Raw genomic sequence first — 18765 nt, 5'->3', positions numbered from 1 at the left:
TGTGGTGAGAGGGCCGGGCAAGGAAACGCAACGTCCCGCCGGCCCCTCACCCATCGGAGGTGCGTGATGGTCGCCGATACAACCGCGGGTGCGTCCCCGGGACGCCTGCTGACCCTCCCCGGGGTCTACGCACCGCAGGACGACACCGGTCTCCTCGCTCGCGCCCTGTGCGGCGAGGCCATAGGCCCCGGCACGGACGTACTGGACCTGGGCACCGGCAGTGGCGCGCTGGCCGTCCACGCGGCGCGGCTCGGCGCCAACGTGACCGCGGTGGACATCGCCCGGCGTGCCGTCCTGACCGCCCGTCTCAACGCACTGGCGGCACGTCAGCGCATCACCGTCCTGCGGGGCGACCTCACGGCCGCCGTGCCCGGGCGGACCTACGACCTGGTGGCGAGCAATCCCCCGTATGTGCCCTCCGCTTCCTACCGGCTGCCACGGCGTGGCCCGGCCCGTTCCTGGGACGCTGGGCGGGACGGCCGCGCGTTGGTCGACCGCATCTGCGACGCGGCGCCCGCGGTGCTGCGCCCCGGAGGTGTGCTGCTCATGGTCCACTCGGCGCTGTGCGACACCGACACCACACTGTCGCGGCTCTCCAAGGCCGGTCTGGAGGCCACGGTCACCGACCGCGCCCTCATACCGTTCGGGCCCGTCCTGCGCTCACGCCGGGCCTTCCTGCGCAGGCAAGGGCTGCTGGGCGACGAGGAACTGGAAGAACTGGTGGTCATCCGTGCCGAACGCACCTGAACCCGCGCCGACCGCGACGGACCATCGGCCACGCGACCCACGGCCGCGCCGCGTCACGATCGACCCCGAGGGGCCGCTGCTCGTCGAGGGCCCTGTCGAAGTCGTCGCTGAGGACGGCAGCGTCATCGCCTCCCGGCGCTTCACCACCGCGATCTGCACCTGCCGCCGCAGTCGCACCTACCCGTGGTGCGACACCAGCCACCGCCGCCGCGTGAAGACCCAGAACGCCCAGAACGCCGAGCACGCCGAGAACGCCGAGAAGGCTGAGAACCTCGACAACGCCGAGGACACCGAGCACACCAAGGGGGAGGAAGCACCCGATGACCGCTGAGAACCAGACGCTCTGCGAGGGTGTCCGCGAGTCGCGCCGCACGAGCCCCGCTCTGCCCGAGCCCCGCGGCCCACTGTCCGAGCTCGTGATCACCACCCTGCGTGCGGGCGGGAGTCCGGGGCCGCTGCCCCGCGACACGCACGACGCCGACCCTTATGGAGACGACCTCCAGCTCGCTCTCTACACGCTCTACGAGTTGCACTACCAAGGCTTCGACGGAGTCCACGAGGACCTCGAATGGGACCCCGAGCTGCTGGGACTGCGCCGCGCGCTCGAAGGACGCTTCCTCGGCGCCCTGCGCGCCGACTGCCGCTCCACGGACAGCGCCGAAGGCGCCCTGGGCGGACTGCTGGTGGAACCGATCGGCCACTGCCCCACCAGTGTCAGCCACCACCTGCAACGCGACGGCGAGTTGTGGCAGCTCAGGGAGTACGCGGCGCTGCGTTCGCTGTACCACCTCAAGGAGGCCGATCCGCACGCCTGGGTGATCCCGCGGCTGCACGGCCGGGCCAAGGCGGGCATGGTGGCCATCGAGTTCGACGAGTTCGGTGCCGGACGCGCCGAGGACATCCACGCCCGGCTCTTCGCCGACCTCATGGAGGACCTCTCGCTGGAGACCGCGTACGGGCACTATCTCGACGCCGCCCCGGGCACGGCGCTCGCGACGGTCAACCTGATGTCCCTGTTCGGCCTGCACCGGGCGCTGCGCGGCGCGCTGGTCGGTCACTTCGCCGCCGTCGAGGTGACCTCGTCCCCGGGCTCGCGACGGCTGGCCAAGGCCATGCGCAGGAGCGGCGCCGGCAAGGCGGCCGAGCGGTTCTACGACGAGCACGTGGAGGCCGACGCCGTTCATGAGCAGGTGGTGCGCCGCGACGTGATCGGCGGCCTGCTCGCGAGCGAACCCGGCCTGGAGCCTGACGTCGTCTTCGGCATCAAGGCCACGGGCTTCCTGGAGGACCGCCTCGGGGCACGGCTCCTGGCCGCATGGCGCGACGGACGCAGCGCTCTGCGCACGCCGTTGGTGGCAACGGTCTGACTGCCCGGGGCGTCAGACTGTCCCGCGGCCGGTCGGCGTCTCCCCGCGTACCCTGCCGATCTGGACAAGAGCCTCCCGCAGGCTGGCGGGCCGCAGCGCACCGCGCACCGCCGGACCCGCCCAGCCGGGCCCTGCCAGCATCACGGCGGGACGCCCGCGGGCACCACGCACCCCCCACCGGATCTCGGCGATGTGCCGGGCCAGCGGGACGCTCGCGGTCGAGCGGGCCTGGGCCCACAGGACCACTACGGCAGGGCCTGTCCTGCGCACGGCGGCCGAGACCGCCTCGACCGGCACCGCCGCGCCGAACATGCGCTGCGGGACACCGAACTCACCCAGTGCCGCGCTGAGTGCCTCCAGCGGGAGCGAGTGTTGTTCGCCCGGTACGCAGGCCAACACGAGGGGCGCGCTCGCAGTGGGCGCGCTCGGCGTGTCCGCAGTGGTCGGCGCCGTGGCGCAACGGTGCAGGGTGCGGGAGACGTGCCAGGACAGCAGGTGCTCGACCTCCACATAGCGGTCGCCGGCCTCTTCCCATTTGCGGCCCACCGCGTGCAGCGCCGGCACCATCACCTCCTGCCACGCGGTGACCAGGCTGTGGCTCTCCACCGCGTCGGTCAGCAGGTCCTGCACGGTGGGCGCGTCGAGCCGCACGGCGGCGCGTGACAGGCCCCGTTGCCGGCGAACGAACGTGTCAGGGGACGAGGGTGCCCGGCGTGCGGGGCGCCTGGGCCGCGGCACGGCGGCCGGGCCGGGCGCGGCCCCGGAGGCCGCGTCGGGGTCGAGCAGCTTGAGCGCCTGATGGGCGGCCTCGGCCGGCGGCACCCCTGAGGAGGTGAGGCGGCCCATCTCCTCGACCATGGCGACGTCCCGCTCGGACCAGCGGCGGTGGTGGCCGGGATCGCGCCGGGCAGGGCCGAGACCGTACCTGCGGTCCCAGGTCCGCAGCGTCGTCGGTGACACCCCCAGTCGCCGCGCCAGGGCACCGGTGGTGACCGCGGTGCTCGCCGACTCGCTGTCCTGGCCGCGGCGTTGTCCCTCGCTCATCCGGCCACGATACGACGCACAACCGATGCGAGTTGCCGTGCCGGAGCAGCTGTTTCCAGGATGACCGGATCGCGTCCGACGTCACGGCGCGACTGCCCGTTTCCGTTCGTTCTTACGGCGCTTGCGATCGCCGGAGGGAGCTGACGACACACTGATGAGCACAGTGGTGCCACAGCCGGTGCGAGCCCCCGACAGGGAGGGGATCACAGACCTGGCCCGAGGCCTCGCCGGTGGGGACGAGGCGAGCCTCGCGGCGGTGTACCGCCGGTGGGGGCCGCTGGTGCACGCCCTGGCCCAGCGCGCGCTCGGCGACAGCCGTGAGGCGGAGGACATCACGCAGCAGGTGTTCTTCGCCGCATGGCGCGGCCGGTCCCGCTACCGCCCCGAACTCGGCAGTCCCGCGGCCTGGTTGACGGGCATCGCCCGGCGCAGGATCGCGGACGCGCTCAGCGCGCGCACCCGGCGGGCGGCGCTCGTCGAGGGTGCGGTGGCGCAGTACGCCATGATGGATCACGATGCCCTCAAGGGCATGGACTCCACGGTCGACCGGACGCTGCTGGCACAGGAGATGGCGAGGCTCCCTGCCCCCCAGCGGACGGTGTTGCGTCTGTCGTTCTACGAGGACCTGACCCACCCGCAGATCGCGGAGCGCACCGGATGGCCGCTGGGCACGGTGAAGAGCCATGCCCGGCGCGGCATCCGCAGCCTGCGCCTGCGCCTGGAGGACGCGGAGGAGGGCTGCTGAAGAATTTCGGGCCCGGGTGCATCCAAGCGCCCGGTCGCGACGGAAGCAGTCTGTAGCTCGTCGTCACGTCATTGAGCCTGAGGTCGGCAGGACCGCCCGGACCCTGCTTCCTGTTCGGCCTCAGCGGAGTCGGTGCCGCTGAGGCTGTCGCCGTCACCCCCGAGACGGTGGCCGAGCGGACTGTGGGTGGCGCATGTGTCGGTGGCGCCACCCACAGTCGCCCGCTCCTCCCGTGGATCGCCGTGGGGCGGTAGCCGCCCAGAGAGGCGGGAGGTGCCGGAACCCTCAAGTTTCGCTCTGAAGGGACGAGGGAGAGGGGTGCGCGCCTCCGCCGTCGGGCACCACAGCCGAAAGACGGGGTTGTGAAGGGGGTGGGGGCATGCGGGTGTACTTCAGGCGGGCCACGACGGCGGCGGCAGCACGACAAGCCCTTGACGTGTACGACATCGCCTGGCTGGCGGGTGGGCCGCGCCGTGTGGTGGAGTGCGCGGTGATCGGACTCGCCGAGCGCGGGCTGCTCAGGCTCAGGGCGTCACGGGTGTGCGCCTTGGGCGAGGAGACGCCCGAGCATCCGGTCGAGCGCGCCCTGATCGCGGCGTGTCCGCAGAGCCGGGGAACGGCTTCGGTGTGCGCGGAGTTGCGCGAGTCTCCCGAGGTGGAGGAGATCGGCGCCCGGCTCGCGGAGTGGGGTTTGGTGACCAGGTCCCGGCACCAGCTGACCCGGGTCGGCAAGCAGCGGCTCCAGACGGCCGAAGAGGACGGGACCCTGGCGGCGTACGTGTGCGCGGGGCCCCAGGTACTCCCGCAGGGCACGGTCCGACGCGCCGTCACGGAAGCGCAGTACGTTCCGTCCGGTCTCGGCCGGGCCATGATCCGGATGGGCCATGCCCTGGACCGCGAATCGGACCACGCGGACTCCGGCTCCAGCTGCGCAGGTGGTGGAGGCGGAGGCGACTGACGGGGCGGTGCACGACGCGGGCCCGCGGGCCCGGATGACGCCCCGTCATGCCGCGCCCGCGGGCCCGTACTTGGACTGCTCCGCGCCGCGCCTAGCGCAGGGTACTTCCGAAGATCGCCGCCACGTCCGGGGCGCCGACGTCCTTGGGGCCGAAGGCGACGGAGTCCGTGGCGGTCAGGCCGGTGGACGTACCGCGCAGCCACCAGACCGCGCCCGCCTGGGCGTTCTCCCGTGCGGAGGACACCGCGAGGTCGCGGTGTCCGTCACCCGTGACGTCGAGCAGCGCCGTGGCCGCCCCGAACTGGTCGTCGGTCTCGGCGACTCCGGGGACGCCCGCCGTGTGCTGGTGGAAGGCCTGGGCGCCGGTGCCGGTCACGCCGTTCGCGCTTCCGTGCACGAGGACGACGGCGCCCGCGTCACCGACGGCCTTGATGTCCTCGCCGACCACGCCGAGCGCGATGTCCGCGTAGCCGTCGCCCGTCACGTCGGCGACGGAGACGGAGCTGCCGAAGCGGTCGCCTTCTTCCTCCGCACCGGGGATGCCGGGCAGATCCTGGTCGAACTCCTGGACGTCCGGCTTCAGGCCGTCCGCCGAGCCGTGGGCGACCATGACCTTGGCATCGCTCTCGCCGTTGCCGCTCTCGCCGACCACCAGGTCGTCGTAGTGGTCGCCGTTGACGTCGCCGGTACGGCGCCCCTTGCCGCTCAGCCGTCTCGCGGTCAGGGCTACTGCGGCACGTTCAGGACGAAGTCGAAGTCCGCCTCCTTCGCGTTTCCGACCGTGCGTACGTTCATGAGCAGCCGGGCGTCGAAGATCGGGTCGGTGTTGTTGCGCGGTTCACCGGGGAAGTACAGCTGGGTCGTCAGGACCGGGCGCCCCGGGGCCTGCACCTTGACGTGCAGATGCCGGGTGCGGCCCGGATAGAGGCCGGGCACGATCGTGGTGAGCCTGAACGCGCCGTTCGCGTCGGTGAATTGGTGTCCCCGGAAGCGGTACCCCGTGTTGTCGTACGTTCCGTAGGTGTCGGCCTGCCAGAAGTCCATCAGGACCCGGGGTATGGGCCGGCAGGCGCGCCCGAAGACGTAGCCGGTGACGGTGAGCCGTACGCCCGGAGTGCCTGGCTGGAGGAGCGAGGTGCGCCGGGGCGAGTTGGGTTTGAAGTACGGACCCTCCATCTGCGGCGGCGTGGGGTCGTCACCGTCGTCGCAGGCCGGGGTCGCCTCCGGCGCGACCCCTCGTTCGCCCGCCGTCCGGGCCAGGGCGGGGACCCCCATGAGGGCCACGGGCAGGGACATGCCCACCGCGGCGGCCGCTCTCAGGACGGTCTTGCGGCTGGGGCCTCCGCTGTCGCGGTGATCCCCGGACGGGCCGCTTCCGTCGTCAGGTACGCCGGTCCCGGTCGTGTCGTTCTCGCGCTCCATCGCTCCTCCTGAAGGGGGGTGGGGTGAGTTCCGGATCGGCTCCGAAGCTATGCGGGCGGCCGGGCCCGCGCGATGGACTCAAGTCGGTGGTCGTGGTGAATATCGCCGCCGCCGCGCCGGAAGTCTCCGGGGCTCGCACCGGTCTCGCGGCGGAAGAAGCGACAGAAGTAGGCGGGGTCCCCGAAGCCGACCCGGGCGGCCACCTGACGGACCGACAACTCCGTACGCAGCAGCAGGCGTTTGGCCTCGTGCACCCGTGCCTGCCGGATCAGCTCGCCCGGCGTGCGGCCGGTGGACTCCTTCACCGCCTCGCTGAGGTAGCTCTCACAGACGCCCAGCTGCCGCGCGCACGCGCGCACGGACCCCAGGGAGCCGTCCGGGCCGCCGAGCAGGGTCATGAACCGCGCGGCGACGGAGCCGGGCCGGGTGCGCGGGACGGGCGGGGCCGCCGCCGGATGGTGTGCGGGGAGCCGCGCGGCCCGCACCACCAGGACGTGCAGCAGGGCCCGCAGCACGCCCTGGAACCCGTCGGCTCCCGCGCGGTACTCACCGTCGAGGTCGGCGACGAGGCGCGCGGTCCGGTCGGCCGCCTCGTCGGGGAGTTCGAGCCAGGAGCGCCGCCCGAGCCCCCGCAGCGCGTGCCGGTCCGCGGGATGGTCCAGGAGGAAGTCGTCGGTGAAGAGGATGACACTCCCTTCCAGGCCGGTGACGTCCTCCCAGTGGTGCACCTGACCGGGGGCGATGAAGCACAGGTTCGGCGGCCTCAGGGCGAAGCCGGTCAGGTCGACGACGTGCCTGCCGGTGCCGCCGGTGACGTGGACGATCTCGTGGAAGGTGTGGCGGTGCGGGAACGACGCACGCGACATCGGCCCGATGGTGTCGAACGTGCCGATGGCGAACGGAAGCGCGTTGGGCATGGGCACTTCCAGGCGGTGCGTCGGCACGCCCTCCTCCCCGGGCAGCCCACTGTTCCCCTCACCGGGCAAGACCGTTGTGCCGCGCATGCGAACGCTCCTCACCACGACCGAAGCTGGTCCAGACCAGCCGACTCCCCCACCATGGCACGCCCGGTCACCGGCGGGCAGGGGGCGGCCACGGTCCGCCACTGAGCCGGGAGCGGCTGACGGCGTGACAATGGTGGTGCGGAACACGCCCGCCGTTGCGGAGAGGCGGCCCACGGATGCCCTACATCACAGTCACCGCGCTGAGCCACCCGGGGCTCGTGCGCGACCACAACGAGGACAGCCTGGCCGTCGGCCCGTGGACGCTGTGCGGGACGATGACCGAGAACCCGCAGACCTTGGGGTTCCCGCTCGGCAATCCTCTCGTCGTCGCGGTCGCCGACGGTATCGGCGGTCAGCCGGGCGGCGAGGTGGCCAGCGGCCTCGTCGTACGGCGGCTGGCGGCGCTCGGGCCCTCGCTGGACAGCGAACAGGCCGTACACGACGCACTGAACGCCTGCAATCAGGCCGTGTACGAGGCCGCCGAACGCGACCCGGAGCTGACGACCATGGGGACGACGGTCGCGGGTGTCGTTCTCCTCGGGAAAGAAGTGCTGGTGTTCAACGTCGGTGACAGCAGAGTGCTCGGCGTGGGCCTCGGCGGCGTGAACGGCGCGCTGCGCCGGCTGAGCGTCGACGACAGCCCGCCGCCCGCTCCCGGCCGGCGCACCACGTCGATCGTCACGCAGGCGCTCGGTGGCGCGCTGCGGTTCACCGCCATCACACCGCACGTCAGCACGTCGCCGCTCGTCGGGGGTGAACGTTTCCTGGTGTGCTCCGACGGCCTGACCGATCCCGTGCCCGAGGAGACCCTGGCCGAGGTGCTCGCGGCCCACGACGGAGGCCGGGCCGTCTTCGAGCTGTGGAAGGCCGCCATCGACGCCGGAGGCCCGGACAACGTCACGCTCGCCCTGATCACGGTCGTCGCCGACGACTGACGGCTCAAGGTGCGGCGCCCGGGAACTGGAGGTGCGGCGCCCAGGAACCATCCTCGGCGGCTGAGGAACCAGGGACCGCTGAGGCGATCACGTACGCTCGGCGGATGGCGAAGTATTTTGACGTGCACCCCGACAACCCGCAGCAGCGCAGCATCAACTCCGTGGCCGACAGCATCCGCTCCGGTGCGCTGATCGCGTATCCGACGGACTCCTGCTTCGCGCTCGGATGCCAGCTCGGCAACCGCGACGGTCTCGACCGGATCCGCAAGATCCGGAACCTCGACGATCGCCACCACTTCACCCTGGTGTGCCAGAACTTCGCGCAGCTGGGTCAGTTCGTGCACGTCGACAACGACGTGTTCCGTGCGATCAAGGCGGCCACGCCGGGCAGCTACACCTTCATCCTGCCCGCGACGAAGGAGGTGCCGCGCCAGCTCCTGCACCAGAAGAAGAAGACGGTCGGCGTCCGGATTCCCGACCACGTCGTCACGCAGGCCCTGCTCACCGAGCTCGGTGAGCCGCTGCTCTCCAGCACTCTGCTCCTGCCCGACGAGGAGGAGCCGCTGACCCAGGGCTGGGAGATCAAGGAACGCCTCGACCACGTGGTGGACGCCGTGGTCGACTCGGGCGACTGCGGCACGAGCCCGACCACGGTCATCGACTTCTCCGGTGGCGAGGCCGAGATCGTGCGCCGCGGGGCGGGCGACACCTCGCGCTTCGAATAGCCGCGCGGCTCGGGCCGCCTGGTCAGCCGATGAGGCCGGTGACCCGCATCGTGATGTTCAGGCGGCCCGAGGCCAGGCCGGTGGCGGGGTCCCCGGTGCCTTCGTGGACCTTGGGCACCCCGTGGAAGATGTGGCGCGAGGGGCCGCCGAAGACGAACAGGTCGCCCGAGGCCAGTTCGATGTCGGTGTACGGCTTGGTGCGCGTCTGCGTGTTGCCCACGCGGAAGACGCAGGTGTCGCCGATGGACAAGGACACCACCGGGGCCGATGACCGCTCGTCCTTGTCCTGGTGCATGCCCATCCTGGCCTGCCCGTCATAGAAGTTGATCAACGCCGTGTCCGGTGTGTAGTCGGCTGCCGCCGCCGCGTCTCCGTACGCCGCCGTGAGCGCCCGGCGGCCGAGTGCGACCATCCAGTCCGGGAACGGGGCGACCCGACGACCGTTCACGTCACCGGCGGTCCGCGTGTACCGGTACGGCTGCCAGTGCCAGCCGACGCACACCGTGCGCACGGACATGACCCCGCCGCGCGGCAGCTCGGTGTGGCGGATCGGCACCGGTCCGGTGGCCCAGCCGCGGCACGCCGTGACCAGTTCGCGCTGCTGGTCCAGGGTGAGCCACTGCGGCACGTGCACCGCCCCGGGGGCGATCTCCGTGGTGGGGCGGGGGATCAGGGCGCTCACGCTGTCGCCTCCGCGGGCAGTCGGGTGGTGACCCAGCGGTGGCATACGTCCCAGGTGCCGCCTTCGGCGGTGGCGCCGCGCAGACCGTGGACGTCGGCGCCCGCGAGCGCGGGGACCCTGGAGTCCCGCAGGGAGGCGAAGGCGTAGGTGCGGGCCGGGTCCCAGTCGGTGGAGTGGCGCAGGCGGCGGGCGAGCTGGGCGAACCCGAGGGGGGCGGCGGCCATCACCCAGGCGTCCGGGAGCTCAGCGGTCAGCCGGTGCGCGGGGCGCAGCCAGGAGGCGGCGGTCTCGGGCCAGCTCACCGTGGCGAGGACCGTGCCGCCACGGGCCGTCCACGCGGTGGTGAAGGATTCGGCGGCGGCTCGGGATGCCGCGTCGCGGCTGTGACCTACCGAGACGGTCTCGATCCGCGCTTCCGGAAGCGTCAACAGGCCGACGATGGCGGCGAGTTCGGCCTCGGTGTGCGCGGCGGGCGCGGGCAGGTCCGCGTGGGCGGCCGACTCGGCGGCGCCGACGAGGGGTGAGCGGGAGGCTTCCCGTTCCTTGAGGATGCTCATGGTGTGCCGGTGCTTTCTCGGTCTGCTTTCCAGCGAGCGTACTGAGCGGGCAGGCAGACCGCACAGGGGCGGTGTCCGGCCGTGATCGCGGTGGCCTCGTCGGGGAAGAACACCCGGTGGGTGGCGTACGGACCGCGGGCGACGGCCCGCAGTGCGGAGGGGCAGTCGAGGCGGCCGTACAGGCGCCCGCGGCGGTGCCCGCCCAGGGCGCCCGGCGTGTCGCTCGAGTACGGCTTTCCGTCGGGACCGCACAGCGTGTACGTGCGCGGGCCCGGCCCTCCGGTCTGCGAGGGGTTCACGCCGCGTCGTGGAAGACCAGGCCGAGCGTGTGCCTGCGCCCGGAGCGGACGGTGCTCACGCCGTGCCGCATCGGCCCGGTCGACCAGCCGCGCCTGGAAGCCACGGGCCGGTCGCGGGTCGTGAAGACGAGCCCGTGGCCCTGCGGCAGGGCCATGGCCGAGCCGCGTGACTGGGCGCGGGGGCGCTGCTCGGTCATGAGGAACTCACCGCCGGTGAAATCGACGCCCGGGGCGTCGAGCCCGATGACGACCTGGAGCGGGAAGAGCATGTCGCCGAAGACGTCGCGGTGCAGGGCGTTCCAGTCGCCGGGGCCGTAACGGAGCAGGATCTGGGCGGGCTTGACCTGCCCGGCCGCGTGGCACATCTCCACCCACTCCCCCAGGCTGTCGGGCCAGGGGGCTGGTTTGCCGAGCCTCGCGGCCCAGTCGCGGGCGACGGGAAGCAGCCGGGGATAGAACGCCTCGCGCAACTCCCTGACCGTTTGCGGTAGTTCGTGGGTGAAGTAGCGGTACTGGCCGGAGCCGAAGCGGTAGCGGGCCATGTCGATGGTGGCGCGGAAGCGGTCGGTCTCGTCGTACAGGGCGGCGATCTCGCGGCAGGCATCGGGGGCCAGGAGCTGCCCGGTGAGGGCGTGGCCGTGTTCGTCGAGCTCGGCGGCCAGGGCGTCCCAGTCTGCCGCCGCGACGCGTTCGCCGACGCGGGTGGCCGTCGGGCGAGCTGTGTCGGTCATGATGAGGGGCCCTTCGTGAGCGTGCGGGTCACACCTTCGTGAGCGTGCGGGTCACAGGAGGGTGGGTTGCAGGGCGCCCTCATGCGTGAGGAGCTGGACCTTGCGCTCCACGCTGCCCGCGTAGCCCCGCAGGGAGCCGTCCGCGCCGATGACGCGGTGGCAGGGGCGTACGAGAAGCAGGGGGTTCGCTCCGATCGCGGCGCCCACGGCCTGGATCCGTCCGCGCTCCACGCCGATGCGGCCGGCGAGTTCGCCGTAGGTGGTCGTGGAGCCGTACGGGATCTCCTCCAGGGCGCTCCAGACGAGCCGCTGGAAGTCGGTGCCGCTCGGGGTAAACTCCACGTCGAAGGCGGTGAGTTCACCGGCGAAGTAGTCGGAGAGCTGCCGGGCGACCCCCGTGAAGCGATCGGGATCACGGGTCCAGCCACCGCGCACCGCGGGCGCGTTCTTCTGCCCGGTCATGGACAGCGACGTCAAGGAGACGCCCCTCGGGCCCGGCTCGCCCACAAGCAGCAGCTGACCGAGCGGACTGGTGACGGTGGTGTAGACGGTCATGGCGACCTCCCTCTTCTTCCCTGCCTCGCTTCGCTTTCCTTCCGCCCTCAACAGTGGGGCGGGGCGGAAACGGATGCTGGCGGGAATCGGACGTCGCGCTGGCACCGAGGGGCGGCGCCGAGGATTACTCGGATGCTCTGCCGTCTCCGCCTCCGGTCACGCCCTGGTCGCGGTCGTTGATCCCCGGCTCGATGACCTCGTCCAAGACCTTACGGACCGCTTCGTACGCGCAGGCGAAGATCTCCGCTCCCAGCGCTTCGTTCGGATCCTCCTTCTCCGACTTGTCGGACTGTGTCTTCCAGTGCTGCTCCTCCTGCTGGGCCCAGGCACGGGCTCGTTGGATGCGGCGCAGCAGTTCGTCGGCGTCCACGGCATCAGTCATGCGGGGAATGTACCCGCGGAAGCCGCACACCAGACGGACGACCCGAGGCCGCCGGGTACTCCATCGGAGGTGCGACCTCAGTCCGCTTCTGGCGGCGCGTCATGCTCACTCCGATGAGTACGACCGCCATCCCCGCGGCCACCCGGAGACTGAAGGCCTCGTCCAGCACGATGGCGCCCAGTGCCACGGAGACCACCGGCAACAAATACCCGACGGTCGCGGCGTTGGTCGCGCCCTCGTCCGCGATGATCCGGTAGGTGAGGTGGAAAGTGACGCCGGTGGCGAAGACCCCCAGGACGGCGACGGCGACCAGGGTCGTGGGGGCCACGTCGATCGGCTCAAGGCCGCCCATCGGCAGGGCCAGCGCCGTCAGGCCCGTCGCCGCCATGAGCTGGGCGGCGGAGAGGGACAGGGTGGGCATGCCCTTGCCGACGAGGTGGTGCCCCATGTACGTGAAGCCGACGGCGTAGCTCGCCGCCGCGCCCACGATCGCGAGGGCGCCCCAACTCGTCAGCCCCGACTGCTGCCACGGGGCGAAGATCAGCGACGTACCCGCGAATCCGAGGAGGAGCCCGGCCAGGCGGACGGGGCGCAGCCCTCGTTCCGTGCCGATGCCGAGGCCGATCAGGACCGACCACAGCGGAGTCGTCGCGTTCAGCGCCCCTGCCACCCCGGAGTCGACCGTCTGCTGCCCGACGCTGAACAGCCCGAAGGGCAAGGCGTTGCAGAAGAAGGCGGCGATGGCGATGTGCTTCCACGTCGCGCGGCCCCGTGGGAGGCGGTGGCGTGTGCCGAAGAGCACGGCCGTCAAGGTGGCCGCCCCGAGGGCGCAGCGCAGGAGCGTGACCTGCACGGGGGACAGGCCCTCAAGGGCCAGTTCGATCCAGAGGAAGGTCGAACCCCAGAGGAGGGCGAGTACACCGACCCTGGCCGCTGCCCATGTCCGTCCGGGGACGCCGTTCACTGTTGTTCTCCTTGTTCGGGCCGTTGTCAGGGAACGATGCCGCCGCCGACCCGAAAGGACAAGCAAAGAGTTTTTAACCTTCGTTAAGCTGAGCTACATTCGGCGTCCCAGGACGCTGACCCCGTTCGCCGTCACGATCGCCGCGATGGCCAGCCACTCCACCCAGCCCAGAGCCTGCCCAAGGACGACCATGCCCACCAGGGCCGCGAGGACCGGGTTGACGCTCATGAAGATCCCGAAGAAGCGGGCGTCGACCCGGCGCAGCGCGAGCAGGTCGGCGAGGAACGGGACCGCGGAGGAGAGGATGCCGGCGGTGGCCGCGCACGCCAGGGCGGCGGCCGTCGGCGGGTGGTGGGCGAGCACCACGATGCCGACCGGCAGGTAGAGGAGCCCGGAGATTCCCGCGGCGGCGGCCGAACCCTCGACACCCGGGAGGCGGACGCCGACCGTGCGGTTGAGCAGGATGTACGAGGCCCAGCAGGCCGCGGCGAGCAGACCGAGTCCGATGCCCACGTAGTCCGTACTGGGCTGCGGGCGGGCCAGCGCGACCACCGCGGCCCCCGCCACGACCGCGCAGCCGAGGTCCACCGCACGGCGGGAGGCGGCCAGCGCGACCGTCAGCGGTCCCAGGAACTCCAGGGTCACCGCGAGGCCGAGGCCCACGCGGTCGATCGCGGTGTACAGGGAGAGGTTCATGGTGGCGAAGACCGCCGCCAGACACAGCAGCGGCCACCACTGGCGCCAGGTGAAGGTGAGCACCTTGGGCCTGCCCACCGCCAGCAGGACGACTCCCGCGACCCACTGCCGCACGGCCACGACGCCGGCAGGGCCGATGACGCCGAACGCCAACGCGCCCGTGGCGGCGCCGACCTGGTTGGACAGGCCGCTGCCGAACATCATCGCCATGCCCGTGAGGCGCCCGCGCGAGCTGCGCGCCGGATCGCTCGAACTGTCCGGGAGGTCATGGACGGCTGCGGGCACGGCTTGGCTCTGAAGCGTTCGCATGCTCCGCAGGATGCGTCACTCACGCGCATACGAAAAATGCATGCGAGGACCCATCCATACGGTCTGGTTATCGATGTGGTTTGGTCTCCATACACTGAGGGTCATGAATCTGGAGCTGCGGCATCTGCGCTGCCTGGTCGCCATCGTCGACACCGGCGGCTTCACCGACGCAGCCGCCGAGTTGGGTGTCTCCCAAGCGGCCGTCTCCCGCACACTGGGCGGCCTGGAGGAAGTGCTCGGAGTGCGGCTGCTGCACCGCACCAGCCGGAGCATCACGCCGACGACCGCCGGAGTGCAGGTGCTCGCCCGGGCCCGGCACCTGCTCGCGGAGGCCGACGACCTGATCCGGGAGGCGACCACCGGGCACACCCGGCTGCGCATCGGCCACGCCTGGTCGGCGATGGGCCGCCACACGGCGGAGTTCCAGCGCCGCTGGGCCGCCGGGCACCCCGACGTCGAGCTGTACTTGGTCCGGACGAACTCCGCGACCGGCGGCCTCGCCGAGGGCCTGTGCGACCTCGCCGTCGTCCGTACCGCCTTCGACGAGACCCGCTTCGCCAGCGCCGTCGTCGGTCACGAGCGGCGCTTCTGCGCCCTGGCGAGCGACGACCCCTGGGCCAAGCGCCGCTCCGTGCCCCTGGCCGACATACGAGACCGGACGCTGCTCATCGACCGGCGCACCGGCACCACCACCGCCGAGCTGTGGCCCGAGGAGGCCCGCCCCCCGGTGGAGTACACCCAGGACATCGACGACTGGCTGGCCGTCATCGCGTCGGGCCGGTGCGTCGGCCTCACCCCGGAGAGCACCGCCAACCAGTACCGCCGCGACGGCATCGTGTTCCGCCCGCTGCGCGACGCCGACCCCATCGCCGTCCATCTCGTCTGGCGCCGCCACGACCCGCACCCCATGACGCACGCCGCCGTGGCGCTCCTGAGCGATCTCTACCGCAGATGAGGCGGCGGACCGTCGGTGCCGAGCTGCAGACCGGGGCCGCCCGCCACCTGCTCGCTGCCGGGCCCCTTGAATGCGGTGCTGCCAGGGCCGTGCCTGTCGCGCCAATCGTCCTGTCGGTTCAGCCGCCATGGAGCGCCGGCCACGACATGACCCGGTGGCGACGGACCCGCACGGCGCGGTCGCCGACGAACTCGCCCACACGGGGTGTGACTGTCCTCCCCCGTTCATCGCTCGCGCGCACCCCCACACACCGCCGCACGCGGCGGCCGGGCCCACCGCCCTCAACACCCCGTGCCCGAGGCGGTGTTGCTGTGGCAGACTGCGGCGATCCAAGCGTCTCTCAGCAGCAACCGGAGTGCGTCATGACCGCAGGTGTGCCCAGGCCGACGATCGACACCAGCAAGCCGCATCCCGCGCGCGTCTACGACTGGCTGCTCGGCGGCAAGGACAACTACCCCGTCGACGAGGCCGTGGGCGAGAAGCTGCCGCCCGAGGCGAAGGACGCCGCGCGGCAGAACCGCGCGTTCATGAACCGCGCGACCGCCTGGCTCGCCACCCAGGGCGTGGACCAGTTCCTCGACATAGGCACCGGAATCCCGACCGCGCCGAACCTGCACCAGATCGTCCAGGAGATCGTGCCGTCGGCGCGGGTCGTCTACACCGACAACGACCCCATCGTGCTGCGCCATGCGGAAGCCCTGCTGGTCAGCAGCCCCGAGGGGATGACCGACTACATCGAGTCGGACGTCCGCGAGCCGCTGGAGATCCTCGCGCACGCCCGCGGCCTCCTCGACTTCGATCGCCCGATCGCGCTCTCCCTCATCGCGCTCATGCACTTCCTGTCCGAGGACCAGGACCCGTACGGCATCGTGAACACCCTGGTGGACGCCCTGCCCTCCGGCAGCCACCTGGTGCTCTCGCACGCCTCGTCCGACATCTACCCGGAGCTGGCCGAGCAGGTCACCGCCGAGTACGCGAAGGGCGGCATCAAGCTCGGCTTCCGCAACCGTGCCGAGGTGGCCCGCTTCTTCGACGGCCTCGACCTCGTCGAGCCCGGCCTGGTGACAGCCACACAGTGGTTCAAGGGCACGGCGCGGCCGGACGCGGAGGGCAGCGGGATCTACGCCGCTGTGGCGCGCATTCCCTGAGACGCCGGCAGGCGCGCTCGTCCCTCCATACCTCCATACCCAGGAGCTTGGTTGGCGATCAGCGGGGGCGGGCATCACCGTGGGGCAGGATCGGCCGCGCAAGACACGTCGCGGCCCCGGTGAGCGGATGTCGTCGAGAGCATGCCGGTCGTCCAGGGGAGGGAAGTGAGTCGCCATGCGTGCGCACCAGCGCGCCCATCGGCACATCGCCCGCGTGGAATACGCACTGCCGCAGGAAGCCGCATCGGCCGGTCGGGCGCGGAAGTTGACCTCCGCGTTCCTCACCCGGCACCGGCGGCCTCTGACGGAAGTGGACGCCGAACAGGTGGACGATGCCACGCTGATCGTCTCCGAACTCGTCGCCAACGCCACCCAGCACGGCCACAGCCCCTGCCGTCTGCGCCTCGAGGTCTCCGAGGACCACGTGACCGTCGAGGTCCACGACGCGAGCCCCGAAGGCCCACGCGTGCTCAAGCCGAGCACCGAGCGGGACAGCGGTCGTGGCCTCGCGATGGTGCGGCATCTCGCCGCGCGCCTTGAGGTGATCGGCAGCGGCCGGCGCGGCAAGGCCGTCCGGGCGGTGCTCACCTAGCGCCCTTCTGGTGGAGATCCGCCCGAACAGCACACCTAGGGCCGTTCGGGCGACGCCCGCCGCAGACGGCGCGGTGGCCCCCGGCCTCGGCCGCAACGTCCTCGCAACCTCGCCCGTAGTCGACTGGGGCACCGCCTCGACGGCGGCCCGGTGACGGCGACCAAGGAGCGGCAGCCCATGACCGATACTCCGCGCGTGGAGCTGACCCCTGCCGCCGCCGATCTGGTGCGGCGGCTGTGGGAGACCCACGGCCCCCTGATGTTCCATCAGTCCGGCGGATGCTGCGACGGCAGTGCGCCCATGTGCTATCCGGAGGGTGAGTTCCGCACCGGAGGCTCCGATGTGTGCCTGGCCTCGCTGACCGTCGAGGGCGTGGCGGAACCGATCTCCTTCTGGATGTCGAAGAGCCAGTACGACGTGTGGAGCCACACGCGGCTGATCGTGGACGTCGTGCCCGGCCGGGGCAGCGGCTTCTCCCTCGAAGCCCCGGAAGGCGTACGTTTCCTCATCCGTTCCCGTCTGGTCGGCACCTAGCCACCGGCCCTGCACCCGTCCGGCGCTGCCCTCTGGTGCACTTTCTGACCGACCCTCAGACTGGGGCGACTGATGGGCAGGAAGACTTCAGGGGGCATGGGTGGCAGCACGGCGCAAGCACATCTTGGGACGGTTCAGAACGGCGAGAGCGGCGCTCTCGGCATTGACGGCATTCGGCACGCTGGCCGGTGCGGCTCTGATGGGAGCGGCACCGGCCGGCGGCGTGGAGGCGGACGGGAAGACGGCCTCCACACGGATCGCGCCGGGCGTGGAGTACCGGCAGTTCGACATCGCGGCCTCGCAGGGCAAGGCCCGCGCGCACGTACTGGACGTCGATCTGAGCAACCGGCACACGAGCGTCGGGCTGCTCTATCCGGGTGCGGTGGGCGCCCGCTCCGTCGTCTCCGCGCTCGCGGACGCAGCGGGGGCGGTCGGCGGGATCAACGGCGACTTCTTCAACATCTCCGAGACCCAGCATCCGGGCGTCCAGCCCACCGGCGCGCCCGTCGGCCCCGCGGTCGCACGCGGCAGGGCCCTCAAGGCGGCGGTGCCGAACGGGCAGCGCTTCGGACCCGCGATGCCTCCCGGTGTGACCACGGAGGCCGTGCTCGGCGTGGGCTACGACGGCCGGGCCCGCCTGGACAGCCTCCACCTCGACGGTGAAGTACGCACCCAGCAGACGCGGCTGCCGCTCGGCGGGCTCAATCAGTACGCCCTCCCGGTGGGTTCCGTCGGTGCCTTCACCAGCGACTGGGGCAGCACCTCGCGGGTGCGTTCCACCTGCGGCACCGACACCAACCGCGGCGCTCCGTGCAGCACGGACACCCATGAGGTGACGGTGCGCGGCGGCCGTGTCGTGGCGTCCGCGGACACACCCGGCAGTGGTCCGGTGGCTTACGGCGCCACGGTCCTCGTCGGGCGCGAGGCGGGCGCCCAGGAGCTGCGCAAGCTCTCCGCGGGCGACCGGGTGCAGGTCAGGCACCGCCTGGTGGCGGCCGAGTCGCGCACTCCGTTCCGCTTCGCGCTGGGCGGCTTCCCCGTCCTGCGCGACGGCGCCCCGCTGCCCGGCCTCGACGCGGTCACGTCGGCCGTGCGGACCGCTGTCGGGATCTCCGACGACGGCCGGCGCCTCCTGCTCCTGTCCCTGGACGGCTCACCCGAGTTCCGTACGGGGCTGACCATCGCCGAAGTGGCCGACACGTTGAAGGGGTTGGGCGCGCAGGACGGCTTCAGTCTGGACGGCGGCGGCTCCTCCACCCTGGTCTCGTCCGCCACGCTGGTCGCCAAGCTCCCGGGCGCGGAAGCCGTAACCGTACGCAACCACCCCAGCGGCGGCGTGGAACGCCCGGTGCCGAACGGCATCGGCGTGTTCTCCGGGGGCTGACCGAAGCCGGGGCGCCGGGGCGCCGGGAGG

22 protein-coding genes and 2 pseudogenes are annotated in these 18765 nt (G+C 71.8%); 12 read left to right on the top strand and 12 right to left on the bottom strand.

What is annotated here, in order from left to right:
• Window positions 1–66: 66 nt before the first annotated feature.
• From AB0I94_RS07910 to AB0I94_RS07900, 3 genes are read left to right on the top strand one after another with little or no spacing between them, the layout of a single operon-like run.
• On the top strand, window positions 67–747 hold the full coding sequence (locus AB0I94_RS07910) for a HemK2/MTQ2 family protein methyltransferase (protein WP_363308562.1): 681 nt from the start codon (window positions 67–69) through the stop codon (window positions 745–747).
• A complete protein-coding gene (locus AB0I94_RS07905) occupies window positions 731–1078 on the top strand; it encodes a CDGSH iron-sulfur domain-containing protein (protein WP_363308561.1) in 348 nt (115 codons plus the stop codon). The genes AB0I94_RS07910 and AB0I94_RS07905 overlap by 17 nt, the downstream gene beginning before the upstream one ends.
• Window positions 1068–2114, top strand: coding sequence for an iron-containing redox enzyme family protein (locus tag AB0I94_RS07900; protein ID WP_363308560.1), 1047 nt, complete (start codon window positions 1068–1070; stop codon window positions 2112–2114). The genes AB0I94_RS07905 and AB0I94_RS07900 overlap by 11 nt, the downstream gene beginning before the upstream one ends.
• Window positions 2115–2126: 12 nt before the next feature.
• On the opposite strand, the gene AB0I94_RS07895 is transcribed toward AB0I94_RS07900, so the two are convergent.
• Entirely contained in the window at window positions 2127–3158 is a 1032-nt protein-coding gene (locus AB0I94_RS07895) for a MerR family transcriptional regulator (RefSeq protein ID WP_363308559.1), read from the bottom strand.
• Window positions 3159–3312: 154 nt separating this feature from the next.
• Between AB0I94_RS07895 and AB0I94_RS07890 the strand changes: the two genes are divergently transcribed.
• Window positions 3313–3903: a sigma-70 family RNA polymerase sigma factor gene (locus tag AB0I94_RS07890; protein WP_363308558.1), complete on the top strand. Its 591-nt coding sequence runs from the start codon at window positions 3313–3315 to the stop codon at window positions 3901–3903.
• 379 nt (window positions 3904–4282) lie between these two features.
• A complete protein-coding gene (locus AB0I94_RS07885; protein ID WP_363308557.1) occupies window positions 4283–4861 on the top strand; it encodes a TIGR04222 domain-containing membrane protein in 579 nt (192 codons plus the stop codon).
• Between the two features lie 91 nt (window positions 4862–4952).
• On the opposite strand, the pseudogene AB0I94_RS07880 reads toward AB0I94_RS07885, so the two are convergent.
• The 3 genes and pseudogenes from AB0I94_RS07880 to AB0I94_RS07870 form a co-directional block, all read right to left on the bottom strand.
• Window positions 4953–5570: pseudogene (locus AB0I94_RS07880) on the bottom strand (FG-GAP repeat protein); the annotation flags it as partial.
• 20 nt (window positions 5571–5590) lie between these two features.
• Window positions 5591–6157, bottom strand: a pseudogene (locus AB0I94_RS07875) (dioxygenase); the annotation flags it as partial.
• A gap of 173 nt (window positions 6158–6330) precedes the next feature.
• The gene (locus AB0I94_RS07870; protein ID WP_363308556.1) at window positions 6331–7287 is read right to left on the bottom strand and encodes an AraC family transcriptional regulator; all 957 of its coding nucleotides are present in this window, start codon (window positions 7285–7287) and stop codon (window positions 6331–6333) included.
• A gap of 176 nt (window positions 7288–7463) precedes the next feature.
• On the opposite strand from AB0I94_RS07870, the gene AB0I94_RS07865 reads away from it, so the two are divergent.
• Both AB0I94_RS07865 and AB0I94_RS07860 read left to right on the top strand, forming a co-directional pair.
• Window positions 7464–8222: a protein phosphatase 2C domain-containing protein gene (locus AB0I94_RS07865; RefSeq protein ID WP_363308555.1), complete on the top strand. Its 759-nt coding sequence runs from the start codon at window positions 7464–7466 to the stop codon at window positions 8220–8222.
• Between the two features lie 104 nt (window positions 8223–8326).
• A complete protein-coding gene (locus AB0I94_RS07860) occupies window positions 8327–8947 on the top strand; it encodes an L-threonylcarbamoyladenylate synthase (RefSeq protein ID WP_363308554.1) in 621 nt (206 codons plus the stop codon).
• A gap of 22 nt (window positions 8948–8969) precedes the next feature.
• On the opposite strand, the gene AB0I94_RS07855 is transcribed toward AB0I94_RS07860, so the two are convergent.
• The 8 genes from AB0I94_RS07855 to AB0I94_RS07820 all read right to left on the bottom strand — a co-directional run bounded on the left by AB0I94_RS07855 (window position 8970) and on the right by AB0I94_RS07820 (window position 14023).
• The gene (locus tag AB0I94_RS07855) at window positions 8970–9629 is read right to left on the bottom strand and encodes an alpha-ketoglutarate-dependent dioxygenase AlkB (protein ID WP_363308553.1); all 660 of its coding nucleotides are present in this window, start codon (window positions 9627–9629) and stop codon (window positions 8970–8972) included.
• Complete coding sequence (locus tag AB0I94_RS07850) at window positions 9626–10186, bottom strand: hypothetical protein (protein ID WP_363308552.1); 561 nt, start codon at window positions 10184–10186, stop codon at window positions 9626–9628. Before AB0I94_RS07850 ends, AB0I94_RS07855 begins: the two co-directional genes overlap by 4 nt.
• Window positions 10183–10485, bottom strand: coding sequence for a metal-binding protein (locus tag AB0I94_RS07845; RefSeq protein WP_363308551.1), 303 nt, complete (start codon window positions 10483–10485; stop codon window positions 10183–10185). Before AB0I94_RS07845 ends, AB0I94_RS07850 begins: the two co-directional genes overlap by 4 nt.
• Entirely contained in the window at window positions 10482–11216 is a 735-nt protein-coding gene (locus tag AB0I94_RS07840) for a 2OG-Fe(II) oxygenase (protein ID WP_363308550.1), read from the bottom strand. The genes AB0I94_RS07845 and AB0I94_RS07840 overlap by 4 nt, the downstream gene beginning before the upstream one ends.
• Window positions 11217–11267: 51 nt before the next feature.
• The gene (locus tag AB0I94_RS07835) at window positions 11268–11771 is read right to left on the bottom strand and encodes a methylated-DNA--[protein]-cysteine S-methyltransferase (protein WP_363308549.1); all 504 of its coding nucleotides are present in this window, start codon (window positions 11769–11771) and stop codon (window positions 11268–11270) included.
• A gap of 124 nt (window positions 11772–11895) precedes the next feature.
• A complete protein-coding gene (locus AB0I94_RS07830; RefSeq protein WP_363308548.1) occupies window positions 11896–12153 on the bottom strand; it encodes a hypothetical protein in 258 nt (85 codons plus the stop codon).
• Window positions 12146–13117: a DMT family transporter gene (locus AB0I94_RS07825; RefSeq protein ID WP_363308547.1), complete on the bottom strand. Its 972-nt coding sequence runs from the start codon at window positions 13115–13117 to the stop codon at window positions 12146–12148. The genes AB0I94_RS07830 and AB0I94_RS07825 overlap by 8 nt, the downstream gene beginning before the upstream one ends.
• 93 nt (window positions 13118–13210) lie before the next feature.
• A complete protein-coding gene (locus AB0I94_RS07820) occupies window positions 13211–14023 on the bottom strand; it encodes an EamA family transporter (RefSeq protein WP_363308725.1) in 813 nt (270 codons plus the stop codon).
• Window positions 14024–14225: 202 nt separating this feature from the next.
• Here AB0I94_RS07820 and AB0I94_RS07815 point away from each other — a divergent pair, with 202 nt between their 5' ends.
• From AB0I94_RS07815 to AB0I94_RS07795, 5 genes are all read left to right on the top strand, one after another.
• Complete coding sequence (locus AB0I94_RS07815; RefSeq protein ID WP_363308546.1) at window positions 14226–15077, top strand: LysR family transcriptional regulator; 852 nt, start codon at window positions 14226–14228, stop codon at window positions 15075–15077.
• 362 nt (window positions 15078–15439) lie between these two features.
• The gene (locus AB0I94_RS07810) at window positions 15440–16225 is read left to right on the top strand and encodes an SAM-dependent methyltransferase (RefSeq protein WP_363308545.1); all 786 of its coding nucleotides are present in this window, start codon (window positions 15440–15442) and stop codon (window positions 16223–16225) included.
• A gap of 175 nt (window positions 16226–16400) precedes the next feature.
• Window positions 16401–16817 carry an ATP-binding protein gene (locus AB0I94_RS07805; protein WP_363308544.1) on the top strand — a complete coding sequence of 139 codons (417 nt, stop codon included), beginning with the start codon at window positions 16401–16403 and terminating at the stop codon, window positions 16815–16817.
• A gap of 177 nt (window positions 16818–16994) precedes the next feature.
• Window positions 16995–17351: a DUF779 domain-containing protein gene (locus tag AB0I94_RS07800; RefSeq protein WP_363308543.1), complete on the top strand. Its 357-nt coding sequence runs from the start codon at window positions 16995–16997 to the stop codon at window positions 17349–17351.
• Between the two features lie 199 nt (window positions 17352–17550).
• The gene (locus tag AB0I94_RS07795; RefSeq protein WP_363308542.1) at window positions 17551–18735 is read left to right on the top strand and encodes a phosphodiester glycosidase family protein; all 1185 of its coding nucleotides are present in this window, start codon (window positions 17551–17553) and stop codon (window positions 18733–18735) included.
• Window positions 18736–18765 lie beyond the last annotated feature (30 nt).

This window comes from Streptomyces sp. NPDC050147 (assembly GCF_040660195.1).
In the GTDB taxonomy this organism is placed as follows: Bacteria; Actinomycetota; Actinomycetes; order Streptomycetales; family Streptomycetaceae; genus Streptomyces.
The sequence above is the reverse complement of the archived record's forward strand: the minus strand, read 5'-3'. Positions and strand labels throughout refer to the sequence as shown.

What these genes read in the sequence shown, in the direction of transcription:
- AB0I94_RS07800 (WP_363308543.1), top strand. Translation starts at nt 16,995, where the DNA reads ATGACCGATACTCCGCGCGTGGAGCTGACCCCTGCCGCCGCCGATCTG.
- AB0I94_RS07860 (WP_363308554.1), top strand. Translation starts at nt 8,327, where the DNA reads ATGGCGAAGTATTTTGACGTGCACCCCGACAACCCGCAGCAGCGCAGC.
- AB0I94_RS07910 (WP_363308562.1), top strand. Translation starts at nt 67, where the DNA reads ATGGTCGCCGATACAACCGCGGGTGCGTCCCCGGGACGCCTGCTGACC.
- AB0I94_RS07850 (WP_363308552.1), bottom strand. Translation starts at nt 10,186, where the DNA reads ATGAGCATCCTCAAGGAACGGGAAGCCTCCCGCTCACCCCTCGTCGGC.
- AB0I94_RS07865 (WP_363308555.1), top strand. Translation starts at nt 7,464, where the DNA reads ATGCCCTACATCACAGTCACCGCGCTGAGCCACCCGGGGCTCGTGCGC.
- AB0I94_RS07820 (WP_363308725.1), bottom strand. Translation starts at nt 14,023, where the DNA reads ATGGCGATGATGTTCGGCAGCGGCCTGTCCAACCAGGTCGGCGCCGCC.
- AB0I94_RS07870 (WP_363308556.1), bottom strand. Translation starts at nt 7,287, where the DNA reads ATGCGCGGCACAACGGTCTTGCCCGGTGAGGGGAACAGTGGGCTGCCC.
- AB0I94_RS07895 (WP_363308559.1), bottom strand. Translation starts at nt 3,158, where the DNA reads ATGAGCGAGGGACAACGCCGCGGCCAGGACAGCGAGTCGGCGAGCACC.
- AB0I94_RS07795 (WP_363308542.1), top strand. Translation starts at nt 17,551, where the DNA reads ATGGGAGCGGCACCGGCCGGCGGCGTGGAGGCGGACGGGAAGACGGCC.
- AB0I94_RS07835 (WP_363308549.1), bottom strand. Translation starts at nt 11,771, where the DNA reads ATGACCGTCTACACCACCGTCACCAGTCCGCTCGGTCAGCTGCTGCTT.
- AB0I94_RS07805 (WP_363308544.1), top strand. Translation starts at nt 16,401, where the DNA reads ATGCGTGCGCACCAGCGCGCCCATCGGCACATCGCCCGCGTGGAATAC.
- AB0I94_RS07900 (WP_363308560.1), top strand. Translation starts at nt 1,068, where the DNA reads ATGACCGCTGAGAACCAGACGCTCTGCGAGGGTGTCCGCGAGTCGCGC.
- AB0I94_RS07830 (WP_363308548.1), bottom strand. Translation starts at nt 12,153, where the DNA reads ATGACTGATGCCGTGGACGCCGACGAACTGCTGCGCCGCATCCAACGA.
- AB0I94_RS07890 (WP_363308558.1), top strand. Translation starts at nt 3,313, where the DNA reads ATGAGCACAGTGGTGCCACAGCCGGTGCGAGCCCCCGACAGGGAGGGG.
- AB0I94_RS07885 (WP_363308557.1), top strand. Translation starts at nt 4,283, where the DNA reads ATGCGGGTGTACTTCAGGCGGGCCACGACGGCGGCGGCAGCACGACAA.
- AB0I94_RS07815 (WP_363308546.1), top strand. Translation starts at nt 14,226, where the DNA reads ATGAATCTGGAGCTGCGGCATCTGCGCTGCCTGGTCGCCATCGTCGAC.
- AB0I94_RS07840 (WP_363308550.1), bottom strand. Translation starts at nt 11,216, where the DNA reads ATGACCGACACAGCTCGCCCGACGGCCACCCGCGTCGGCGAACGCGTC.
- AB0I94_RS07810 (WP_363308545.1), top strand. Translation starts at nt 15,440, where the DNA reads ATGACCGCAGGTGTGCCCAGGCCGACGATCGACACCAGCAAGCCGCAT.